The sequence below is a fragment of the Streptomyces sp. NPDC001770 genome, from assembly GCF_053596135.1.
In genome coordinates this window covers 145,836-156,309 of sequence record NZ_JBSFFN010000017.1, presented here as the reverse complement: position 1 = coordinate 156,309, position 10,474 = coordinate 145,836, and the positions used below count along the sequence as shown (strand labels likewise).

Here is a 10,474-nt window from a genome sequence, read left to right as displayed (position 1 = left end):
GCGGACTACGTGCACTCCAAGGGGCTGAAGTTCGGCCTCTATTCCAGCGCGGGCACCAAGACCTGTGCGGACAACGGGTTCCCCGGCGGCCTCGGGCACGAGCAGCAGGACGCCGACCTGTGGGCTTCCTGGGGTGTGGACTACCTCAAGTACGACAACTGCAACAACACCGGCGTGGACGCGCAGGCCCGGTACAAGGCGATGGGTGACGCGCTGAAGGCCACCGGCCGCCCGATCCTCTACAGCATCTGCGAGTGGGGCTCCAACCAGCCCTGGAACTGGGCGCCGTCCCTCGGCAACTCCTGGCGCACCACGGGCGACATCAACGACTCGTGGTCCTCCATGATCGGTATCGCCCACGAGAACCAGACGAGGGCGCAGTACGCCAAGCCCGGCGCCTGGAACGATCCGGACATGCTGGAGGTCGGCAACGGCGGGATGACCGACACCGAGTACCGCACCCACTTCAGCCTCTGGTCCCAGATGGCCGCACCCCTGCTCATCGGCAGCGACATCCGCAGCGCGAGCCCGGCGACGCTGACCATCCTGAAGAACACCGACGTCATCGCCGTCGACCAGGACCCCCTGGGCAAGCAGGGCACCGTCGTCTCCTCCTCCGGCGGACTCGTCGTGATGTCGAAGCAGTTGGCCAACGGCGACCGCGCGGTCACCCTCACCAACGAGAACGCCTCCACCGCCACCGTCAGCACCACCGCGGCGGCCGCCGGACTGCCTGCCGCGTCCTCCTACCGGCTTGCCAACCTGTGGTCCAAGGCGGTGTCGTCGACGAGCGGCACGATAAGCGCCTCGGTTCCCGCGCACGGCACGGTGATGTACCGGGTCTCGGCCGGCACCGGCAGCAGCACCGGTACGACCCACCCGCTGATCAGCGCCTCCTCCCAGCGCTGCCTGGACGCGGAGGGCGGCGGGACGGAGCCCGGTACGAAGGTCGAGATCTGGGACTGCCACGGTGGGGCCAACCAGGCCGTGACCCTCACCGCGGCCGGTGAACTGCGCCTCTACGGCGGGTCGGCGTGCGTCGACGCCGATGACAACGGGACCGCACCGGGCACCGCGGTGCAGCTCTGGAACTGCAACGGCGGAGCCAACCAGCAATGGAAGCTCAACCCCGACGGGACCGTCACCGGAACCCAGTCGGGCCTCTGCCTCGACGTCACGGGCGGCGACAAATCCGCGGGCAACGTCAACGGGACCGCGCTGGAGCTGTGGAACTGCAACGGTGGCGCCAACCAGAAGTGGAGTCTGGGCTGACACCACCTGAGGCCCGGAACGGCTGCCGGCCCGGCGTGTGCGCGTCCGTGCGCACGCCGTTCCGGCAGGTCACCGGACTACTGCTCGTCAGCCGGATGGTCGCCGCCGCGCTCGTACGATCCGAACTCCGGGCCCGGGCCATGGCCGTGGTCATCGGTAGCCTCACCGCCGCGACCGCGCTGGGCGTACCACTGCTCTTCCTGTACGGACCGGGCGGCGTCCTCGGCAACCTGGCGTCCGGGTACACCACCGACCGCTGAAGTCGCCCCGCAGGAAGCCCCGCTGCTGGTTTCCCTGAACTCCTCCGGAATCCACCTCGGCATCGACCTCGGTACCGTGGTCGGCGCGCTCAGGCTCCCGAACGGAGCGACCCTGGTGTACGGCCCGGGGACGGTGCCGGCGACCGCCGCCCCGCTGTTCCCGCGCATCACCGCACGCGCGGCGGCCCGCATCGGCTGAACCATCACGGCTCCGACCGAGGGCCCTGCCGCCACCGCACGGTGATGGCAGGGCCCTCGCGTACCGCTGGGCGCGCCCCCGCATCAGCGCCGGGGGCCGCGCTCCGCCCGGTTCATCAGCCGGCCCGGTTCATCAGCGAGCCTGGTTCATCAGGTCGAAGAAGGTGTCTGCGCGCACCACTTCGAACGGCGAGCCGAGCAGCTCGACCAGCTCGGCGGCATCGCCCGGCGTCCAGCTCCACGCGTTGATCGCACCCGCGACGAACAGGGGAGCGGTGCCGTCCCAGCCCTCAATGTGTTTCAGCAGCCCGTCCCGGTACTCCGCGGCCTTCCCCTGCGGATAGAAGTTGCCGATCACCGGCAGGCCGGCCGGCCTGGTCCGCAGGTCCCCGGTCTCCCAGGACTGGACGACACCGCGCAGTGGGGTGTTCCGCCGGTAGGAGTCGGCGATCCGCTCGTCGAACGGCATCCATCCGTCGCCCGTCGTGCTGCGCTGGTTGTACGCGTACACCAGGTCCATGCCGGTCCGGCGCAGGAAGCGTCCGGTGAGTTCGGTGTAGGCGTCCAGCGCCTCGGCGGGCCAGGAGCCCGGGTAGGTGTAACCGGCGCCGGAGGGGCCGGAGATGAGCAGGTCGTTGGCGGTGGCAGTGTTCTGGTAGTACGCCAGCAGCGCGGGGCCGATGTCCGCGAGCAGTGGGCTGACCGTCCAGTTGAGCGGCACGCTGCCCCGCGCGGGGTCTTCCCAGATCGTGCGCATGTGGCGCTGGCAGTACTGGATGTTGTCGCCCTCACCGAAGGTGAGGGTGAGGTAGACGCGGTTGCCGAGCCTGGCCTTCGGCCTCGTGCGGACCTTGTCCGAGATCTTCGCGGACACCCCGGCGTGCACGGTGCCGTTCATGAAGAAGTCCGCGGGCACCACCTCGATGCCGTGCTGGGAGGCCCGGTCGACGCCGCCCCACTCGCCCGCCACGTCGTTGGAGAACCAGCCGGCGTACGGGGTCGTGGGCTCGACCCGGCCGAAGACCTCGTCGAGGAGTGCGCCCGTCTCGCCGGACGGAGGCAGCCAGACCACCATGGCCCGGCTCGCGACGGCGTAGTCCCGGAAGTACGGGAACGGCTCGACCCGGGTCGGCGGGGTGGCGGTCGCGGACACCAGGTACTGGTTCCACACGTCGGCCTCGACCAGGAGCTGCCGGGTACCGGGCGGCGGGGTGAAGTGGTAGATGAAGTAACCGCCCCCGTCGGAGAACCGGTTGGCGTCCCCGCCGATGGAGGAGTTGGAGCCGTCGAAGAGGAACGGCGCCTCGGCCTCCGTACCGGGTGCGAAGGAGGCGATCACCTGGCCGTCCGCCTTCACCGCGACCGAACCGACCGAAGCGCCCCAGCCGTCGTCGCCGAACGAGTCCTGGAAGCGGAGGAAGACGCCGTCCCCGCCGGAGAGTTCCGCACTCACGTCGAAGGTGCGGACCTGCCGGTTCGACGAATCCCGGACGCGCTCGGTCTCCCGCGCGATCTCGCGCCAGCTCACGTGGGCGGTCTGCACCGTCCGGGCCGGCGGCAGCCCGGCCAGCAGCGTGTGGGTGCAGCGCGGGAAGAGATGCTCCAACTGCCAGCGATACGTGGCGAGTACGTCGTCCGCGTCGAAACGGCCGCGCAGGTCGGCCACGGTCTTCAGGCCGTACGTACGGGCCTGTTCGGCGGTGGCGGCGACGGCGTTCTCCAGGCCGGCCAGGGTGGTCGCGACGTTCACGGAGTCCGGTACGCCGGGATCGTGCAGGATCGCGCCGCGTATCTCGCCACGGTAGCGGGAGACCAGATCCAGCGCGCGGTCGTGACGGGTGACGCGTGCGCCGGTACCGGACAGCCAGTCGGAGTCGACTCCGCTGCTGTCGAAGTTGAAATAGAGGCGAGGGCCCCGGCGGTTGACCACCCCCTGAAGGGTCGTCAGAAGCAGCTGGTCGTTTCCGTCGAGGGCGCCGACATCGGCGACGTCGAGCCGGGTGGGGCGGCCGAACGACGGCAACAGGCGAGCCGCGGCACGGTTCTCCGTCGCACCGGCCCGAGGGGAGAAGAGGATCCCGGGACCGCCGGCCGCGAGAGCTGCTCCGCCCGCCTGCAGAAGAGTTCTTCGGGACACCATCGGCGATCACTGCTCCTTGGGGGAGGGGGCGACTGGAGCGAGACATCGTTGTCAGATCTGGTGACATCGTTGTCAAGCAAGGGGTGAACGTAGTGCCGGGCCGCGGTGTTGTCCATGGTGCGCGCAAGGAACCACCCTTGGCGCACCCCTGTTTGGCCCACTTCACGGCAATGCTGACCCGGGGTACGGGGCGGGCGCGACCGAACGGCGGTGGGCGGGCGCCGCAGCGTTACGGTGTCCGGCGGCCGGTCTCGCCCGTCCGCCCGCGGTGGGCCAGCAGGCGCTGTGCGGCGGACAGTGCGGCGCCACCGCCACGCCCGGAACGGAGCGCGGCCCGGGCCGCGTTGGCCCCGGGGGCGCCGTGCACCCCGCCGCCCGGATGGGCGGAGGCGGAGGCCAGGTACAGCCGTTTCACCGGCGTCTCGGGGCGGCCCGTGCCCGGTACCGGACGGAACACCAACTGCTGGTGCATCGAGGCCGTTCCGCCGTTGATCGCGCCGTTGCGGAGGTTGCCGTCCGCCGCTTCGAGCGCGCCCGGCGACAGGATCCGCCGGGCGATGACGCGGTCGCGGAACCCGGGGGCGTACCGCTCCACCTGCCGCTCCACCCGGTCCGCCATCCGCTCCCGCTCTCCGGCGTCCCACGCGCCCGTGAGCCCGTCCGCCCCGGCGTCCGCCTTTACCCGGTGCGGCACGTGCGTGTAGGCCCACGCCGACTCGGTGCCCAGCGGCGAACGCGTCGCGTCCGCGGTGGTCATCTGCCCGCAGAGGAGGAACGGCCGGTCTGGAATCAGGCCCCGGGCGATCTGCGCCGCCCACCGGGTCAGCTCGTCCACGCCCTCCGCCAGGTGCACCGTGCCGGCCCCGGCGGCGGCCGGTGCGCTCCACGGCACCGGACCGTCCAGCGCCCAGTCCACCTTGAACGTGGCGAAGTCCCACTCGAACCGGCGCATGTCGTCGAAGATCCGCGGCGGCAGGTGCTCCGCCGGGACCAGCGACGTGTACAGGCTGGGTGCCGACACGTCCGCGAGCACCGCCCGCCGGGCGGGAACGCCCTCCCCGGACGCCGTACGGACGCCCACGGCGCGGCCCTGCCGCACGACCACCTCGGTGACCCGCTGCCCGCACCGCACGGCGCCGCCCCGCGACCGCAACCGCCGCACCAGCGCCTCGGTCAGGGCCCCGGCGCCCCCGACCGGTGCGGGAAAGCCGTAGGACTGCCCGAGCATCGCCATCAGCCAGCCGAAACCGCCGCTCCCGGCCGCCTCGGGCGCCAGATCCGCGTGCAACGCGTTGCCGGCCAGCAGCAGTCTGCCCCCCTCGCCGAGGAACTCCTCGTCCCCCAGCCGGCGTACCGGCAGTACGAGGCTGCGGGCGAGCCGGAGCCCGCCCGCGGCCCGGAGCCGTGCCGCCAGCACGCTTCCGGCGAGGACGGGCGGGAAGGGGGAGAAGAGGGCCTTGACGATGTCGTCGCCGAGCCGGTCCCAGACGTGGCAGAGACCGAGCCAGCTCTCGCCGTCCCCCTGCGCGAAGCCGTCCAGGGCGCCCGCCGTCACCGTCCGGTCACGGTCCAGCACCGCGCAGGAGCCGTCGAGCAGCGGATGGGCCAGCACATGCGGTGCGTGGCTCCAGCGCAGGCCCTCCCGGCCCAGGTCCAGGGCGGACAGCACGGGGGAGGCCGCGGCGAGAGGGTAGAACGAGCTGAACATGTCACTGACGTAGTCGGGGTGGACCTCCCGGTCACTGCGGACGGCACCACCCGGTTCCGGCTGTTCCTCCAGGACCTCGACGCTCCAGCCCGCGTCGGCCAGGACGTTCGCCGCGACCAGCCCGTTGGGGCCGCTTCCGATCACCACCGCGTCGACCATGCTGCCGCCCTTCGGTGCGATGCAGTCTCGCCGTGTCGTGCTTTTATGCCGCGTGCCGCGCCGCCGCGTGCCGCGCCGGGCCGTGTCGGGCCCGCCGTTGGCCGTCAGGCCGGTGGGCGGGACTTCTCCTCGACGAGCCGGGCGAGCCGCGCCAGCATGCTGCGGTGGCGGATCTGGAGCACCGTGTCCAGCAGCGCGTTGTGCAGGGTGGCTCCCAGGCCCCTCAGTGGGTGCTCGTCGACGATGACGAGCGTCTTCTCGCCCCAGGGTCGGATGTCGAAGGCGATGCGCGCCGACCCCAGCGGGCCGCCGCTCGCCTCCAGCTCCAGCGCGCCGGGCCTGTCGATGCGGCGGACCACCGTGCGTCCGGTGACCTCTTTCGGACCCACACGTAGGACGTACGTGATCGAGGACCCCACCTCCGGCCACACGCCCGACTCCGGCCGGGACCGCTCGGTCCCGACCACCCACTCCCCGTAGAGGGCAGGGTCCTCCAGCACGTCCCACACCGCAGCCGGCGGCCGGTCGATGAGATGGTGACGGACAGCCATGATCCTCCTCGGGTCGGTGAGCCCGGTGCTGCCGCGGCCGGTGCGTGAACCCCGTACGAGCGGGCGTTCCGTCGCGTGGGGATTCCCGGCGCTTCGTCGTCTTCGGTGCCTCATGGGCCTTTTTGCGCCCCGTCGGCCTCGCTGCGCGGCGGCCCTCGCCCCCACTCTCGATTCAACCGCGCTCGCGGCGATCCCGCAGAGCGGCGCCCGCGCCCGCGGGCGAGCGCCGGACGTCCGGCCGCGCTCGACCGCGGGTACACGGCTCCCTGGGACGCCGGCCGCCCCGGGGCACGCTCAGCGGCCTCCGTCGCCGCCCTCCTCGTCGACCACGTGCACGGCGGCCTCTTCGGCCGAGGCGGCTCCGCCGTCGACGCCGACGTCCTCGGCGAAGACGTCCGTGTGCCGGCCGGCCGGGTCGTCGGCCTGGCTGAGACGGCCGGCCCGCGACCCGCCCTCGATCCCGGCTTCCGGCTCGCCCTCGCCCCCGGTGAGGTCGCCGATGCCGTCGCCGTCCGGCGGTTCGACGTCGGCGACCTCCTGCGCGAGCCGCTGGTCCAGGGATTCGCCGCGGCGCTCCTCGGCCCCCGTCGTGCCGTACTTGTTCACCGCCAGCGGGCGTTCGGGAGGGGAGTAGCCCTCTTCCATCTGGTCGTCCAGGGTCCGTTCGCCGAGCGCGTCCTCCATGTCGAGCTCGTCGTTGGGCGGATCCTGGCCGTCCTCCTGCGGCTGGTAGACATCGTCGCCGCGTGCCTGTTCCGGCATGGCTTGCTCCTTCACATATCCGTGGGACGGGCATCGGCGCACCCGCCCGCCGCTGGTGCGCCGGAGGATGCGGGTGCGTGGCCCCGCACCGCTCGTGCTGCCACGGCGGGGGGCGGCTGCTTCAGCGGCCGAGCGCCCTCCGCAGTTGCTCCTTGTTCATGGAGGAGCGCCCGTCGATGTTCTTCTTCTTGGCCTCCGCGTAGAGCTGGTCCCGCGTCGGGCCCTGCGCGCCCTGATGGGAGCGTTCGCCGCCACGCTGGTAGGCGGACTTCTTGTCCTCGGTCGACGTCCTGCTCGCCGTTTCCGACTCGCCGGACCGGGCCCGCTGCTTGTTCACCGTCCTGGCGGCGATCTCCTCGGCGCGGGACTCGGAGGTCCCCCGCTCCTGCTGGCTCTCCTTGATGTGCTCGTACTGGCGTTCGCGCTTCGCGTTGGATCCAGCGGGCATGGCCCAGTCCTTTCCGTCCCGTCGTCCCGTCGTCCCGGGTCGGGTCCCCGTCGGCGGCCCGGCCGGCGGCGGGGGCGTCGTCGTGAAGGGACGCTGACCCGCGTTTCCGGGAACTGCTTCCACTAAACAACGGTGGCCCGGAAAAGGCCTCTCGCCCCGTTCGCCCGCCTTCGTCCGGGGAGCCCGGGAGAGCGCCGTGGGGGAGTGAGATGGGCCGAAGGAGGCGTATTGCGCGCCCGGGGGCCATGATGTGCGCCGCTCTGCCACCGGACACCTCGTCCGGTGACCGGCGGTACGCATGGAGTAGCCGGGCCTGGGGATGCTGCTGAGGACGCCGGTGCGTGGAGAAGGGCTCGCGCGCCTCACTCCACGCACCGGCGGGATCCCGAGCGCGGCGGCGGCCCTCCTGCCACCCCCGGAGCGCGCATCGCCCCGGGGCTGCGTCATCTCTGCTTCGCCGGGCACGCTGGACTCATGACCAGCATCTACGAACGCCCTGCCACGCTCGTCCTCGGTGACGAGGAGACCCCCGTCCTGGCCATGCTGAGTGCCGGGGGAGGCGGTACGCCCGGTCCCTGGTCCGGCACGGTCCACGCCGACGGCCTGCAGTTCTCGTTCTGGCCGGCGGTGCAGAGCGGCGGGGTCGTGATCCTGATGCCGGACGGCCGACGGGGGAGGGCCCGGATCGACATGGATGCCGAAAGCGGCAGCGCCAGGATCAGCGGAGAGGGCCCGGCACCCTTCTGACCGCCGCCCGGGTCCGCACCTGCCCGCGCCCGTGCCCGCACGCGTGCCGGTCCCACCGCCGGCCGGTGACGGGGATCAGGGGGCGGTCATCGTCGCCCCCGGCGCCGTACCGCTTCCGCCACGTGGGGCGAGGAACTCCGTACGGGGAAGCGCGCCGTCGGCGGACCGGGGTGCCCGTGCCGTGTCCGGGTCTGTCGAGACGAACGGTGCGGCCCCGTCGCCACCTCCGTCCCAGGTGTTGCCGGTGGACCGGACGGCGTCCCCCAGCGCGACGTCCCGACCGTTCGCGACCGCCGCGTTGGCCCGCGCCACGGCGGCGGCGGTGGGGAGGTGGAAACCGTCCACGCCGTTGCGGTAGGCGGTGTTGCGGGTCAGCGAGATCCGGCCGGGGTTGCCCTCGTCGTTGAACCCCAGACCGGTGTTCTCCCAGGCGGCGTTGTTCCGTACGACATGGGCGACGGCGGCCCGGCTGTGGCCACCGCCCAACGTGAACCCGTTGCCGTTGCCCTGCCAGTCGGCGTCCTGCCACCGGTTCACCCCGTTGCCGAAGGACCAGTTGCTCTCCACCGTCACCGGGCTGGTGAACCCGCCCAGGTCCAGGCCGTCGTTCGCGTTGTCGTACATGCGGCACCCCCGCACGACATTGCCCGACCCGGACCCGAACGCGAGGGCGAGCCCGGCACCGCTGCGCCCGTGGTCTTCGGTGCCGTGGTTCGCGTAGAAGTCGCTGTCGAGTACGGAGTCGGCCTCGGTGCCGTTGTCACGCAGGGTCAGACCGGACTCCGCGTTGTCGTGGAAGGAGAGGCCCTGGAAGACGGTGTGGGCACAGCCCCGGCAGACGTACGCGTGGCTGGCGGAACCGTGGATCTCCAGCCCTCGTACGGTCCAGTAGTCGGCCGTCTGGGTGATCGCCCAGGAGGTCCGGGGGATGCCGGACGCGTCCACGACCGGACGTTCCCCCGGGTAGTTGGTGAGGGTGATGCGGTGTCGCGCGTCCGCATCCGTGGTGATCTCCACGGCCTCGGTGGGACGGTAGGTGCCGCCCCGCAGCAGGATCGTCCCGCCCGGCCGCACCAGGGCGACCGCCTTGCCGAGCGTGGCGAACGGATGCGCGAGGCTTCCGTCACCGCTGTCCGACCCGTCCGGGGCGACGTAGAGCTCCAGTGCGGCGACGTCGTTGCCGGGCGTGGAGGAGGCCGTGGCAACGCCCCGTACGGGTACCGAGGCCCGGGGCGCCGGAGCGGCCGACGGCGGGGAGGCCGGCGACTGCCACAGCAGGAGGCCCAGGGTCCCGACGGTGACCGCCGCTGCCGCCACGGCCACGGCCTTCGCCTTCGCTCCGGCCGCGGTGAGCGGCTCGCGCAGCCGGTCCAGCAGTGAAGGGGCCGCGGACGCGGCTGAGGCGGCGGTGTCGCGGAGCCACACCAGCAGCGCCGCGGGCACGGCGACGAGCCCGATGCCGGGCAGCAGGTTCTCCGGCGGGACCAGGCCGCTCCCGTGCGCCCGGCACTGCGGGCAGTCCCGCACATGACGGGCGAGGCGCTTGCGCCACAGGGCACTGCTCGTCCCGTCCCACCCCCGCGCCTCGGACAGGAGACCGGGACAGCGCGGGGTGGCCGCCAAGGCGTGCACCAGGGTGCGCGCAGCCGCAAGCCTGTCCTTCATCCGCTGGACCCGCACGGCCGTGTGCCGGCGGTCGAGGCCGAGGGAGGCGGCGACTTCGGACCGGGTGAGGCGTCCCGACGCCTCCTCCCAGTAGAGGGCGAGCACCTGCCGGTCGGCGGGTTCGAGCCAACCGGCCGCGCGGGCGAGATGGCGGCGCTGGCCGGTCAACGCGAGTTCGGCGACCGTGCGTTCGGCGAAGTCCGGCAGCGGGTCGGGCACGGACTCGACATCGCGGCGGGTGGAGTTCCCGCCCGCCGCCCGCCGTTGGTACTGCTGGATCTCGCGGTACGCGATGGCCACCGCCCACGAGCGGAACCGGTCGGGCTCGCGCAGCCTCGGCAGACCGCGGACGATCCGCAGCATGGTCTCCTGGACGAGATCGTCCGCATCGGTGTGCCCGTTCAGGGCCCGGCCGACGATCCCGTAGACCAGGGGCAGATGCAGGGCGACCAGTCGTTCCGTCGCCCGCCGGTCGCCGTCCCGTGCGGCGTGCGCGAGGGCTGCGACGTCTTCCTCGGTATCGGTCCGGCGCTCTGCCATGGTCTCTGTCCCACCGGTCATTCA

Annotated in this window: 9 protein-coding genes; 3 read left to right on the top strand and 6 right to left on the bottom strand. The window is 72.4% G+C overall.

Annotated elements, in window-relative coordinates; translation table 11 throughout:
- Together ACWCSV_RS17630 and ACWCSV_RS17625 are read left to right on the top strand one after the other, a co-directional pair.
- The coding region (locus tag ACWCSV_RS17630) for a glycoside hydrolase family 27 protein (protein WP_451143117.1) at positions 1 to 1,272 on the top strand (1,272 nt) is incomplete at its 5' end.
- 47 nt (positions 1,273 to 1,319) lie between these two features.
- Positions 1,320 to 1,532 carry a hypothetical protein gene (locus ACWCSV_RS17625; RefSeq protein ID WP_451143115.1) on the top strand — a complete coding sequence of 71 codons (213 nt, stop codon included), beginning with the start codon at positions 1,320 to 1,322 and terminating at the stop codon, positions 1,530 to 1,532.
- A gap of 331 nt (positions 1,533 to 1,863) precedes the next feature.
- On the opposite strand, the gene ACWCSV_RS17620 is transcribed toward ACWCSV_RS17625, so the two are convergent.
- The 5 genes from ACWCSV_RS17620 to ACWCSV_RS17600 form a co-directional block, all read right to left on the bottom strand.
- A complete protein-coding gene (locus ACWCSV_RS17620; protein ID WP_451143113.1) occupies positions 1,864 to 3,870 on the bottom strand; it encodes a GxGYxYP domain-containing protein in 2,007 nt (668 codons plus the stop codon).
- Positions 3,871 to 4,099: 229 nt separating this feature from the next.
- Positions 4,100 to 5,737 carry a phytoene desaturase family protein gene (locus ACWCSV_RS17615; RefSeq protein WP_451143111.1) on the bottom strand — a complete coding sequence of 546 codons (1,638 nt, stop codon included), beginning with the start codon at positions 5,735 to 5,737 and terminating at the stop codon, positions 4,100 to 4,102.
- A gap of 104 nt (positions 5,738 to 5,841) precedes the next feature.
- Positions 5,842 to 6,288 (bottom strand): SRPBCC family protein, encoded by a 447-nt coding sequence (locus tag ACWCSV_RS17610; RefSeq protein ID WP_451143109.1) that lies wholly within the window; start codon positions 6,286 to 6,288, stop codon positions 5,842 to 5,844.
- Between the two features lie 294 nt (positions 6,289 to 6,582).
- Positions 6,583 to 7,050, bottom strand: a complete 468-nt coding sequence (locus ACWCSV_RS17605; protein ID WP_451143107.1) for a DUF5709 domain-containing protein — start codon at positions 7,048 to 7,050, stop codon at positions 6,583 to 6,585.
- Between the two features lie 121 nt (positions 7,051 to 7,171).
- Positions 7,172 to 7,498, bottom strand: coding sequence for a plasmid stabilization protein (locus ACWCSV_RS17600; protein ID WP_451143105.1), 327 nt, complete (start codon positions 7,496 to 7,498; stop codon positions 7,172 to 7,174).
- A 474-nt stretch (positions 7,499 to 7,972) separates the two neighbouring features.
- Here ACWCSV_RS17600 and ACWCSV_RS17595 point away from each other — a divergent pair, with 474 nt between their 5' ends.
- Positions 7,973 to 8,245 carry a hypothetical protein gene (locus tag ACWCSV_RS17595; RefSeq protein WP_451143103.1) on the top strand — a complete coding sequence of 91 codons (273 nt, stop codon included), beginning with the start codon at positions 7,973 to 7,975 and terminating at the stop codon, positions 8,243 to 8,245.
- A 75-nt stretch (positions 8,246 to 8,320) separates the two neighbouring features.
- Here the strand turns inward: ACWCSV_RS17595 and ACWCSV_RS17590 are convergent, their stop codons facing one another.
- Positions 8,321 to 10,450, bottom strand: coding sequence for a sigma-70 family RNA polymerase sigma factor (locus ACWCSV_RS17590; protein ID WP_451143101.1), 2,130 nt, complete (start codon positions 10,448 to 10,450; stop codon positions 8,321 to 8,323).
- Positions 10,451 to 10,474: the final 24 nt, after the last annotated feature.

What these genes read in the sequence shown, in the direction of transcription:
- ACWCSV_RS17620 (WP_451143113.1), bottom strand. Translation starts at nt 3,870, where the DNA reads ATGGTGTCCCGAAGAACTCTTCTGCAGGCGGGCGGAGCAGCTCTCGCG.
- ACWCSV_RS17615 (WP_451143111.1), bottom strand. Translation starts at nt 5,737, where the DNA reads ATGGTCGACGCGGTGGTGATCGGAAGCGGCCCCAACGGGCTGGTCGCG.
- ACWCSV_RS17610 (WP_451143109.1), bottom strand. Translation starts at nt 6,288, where the DNA reads ATGGCTGTCCGTCACCATCTCATCGACCGGCCGCCGGCTGCGGTGTGG.
- ACWCSV_RS17605 (WP_451143107.1), bottom strand. Translation starts at nt 7,050, where the DNA reads ATGCCGGAACAGGCACGCGGCGACGATGTCTACCAGCCGCAGGAGGAC.
- ACWCSV_RS17600 (WP_451143105.1), bottom strand. Translation starts at nt 7,498, where the DNA reads ATGCCCGCTGGATCCAACGCGAAGCGCGAACGCCAGTACGAGCACATC.
- ACWCSV_RS17595 (WP_451143103.1), top strand. Translation starts at nt 7,973, where the DNA reads ATGACCAGCATCTACGAACGCCCTGCCACGCTCGTCCTCGGTGACGAG.
- ACWCSV_RS17590 (WP_451143101.1), bottom strand. Translation starts at nt 10,450, where the DNA reads ATGGCAGAGCGCCGGACCGATACCGAGGAAGACGTCGCAGCCCTCGCG.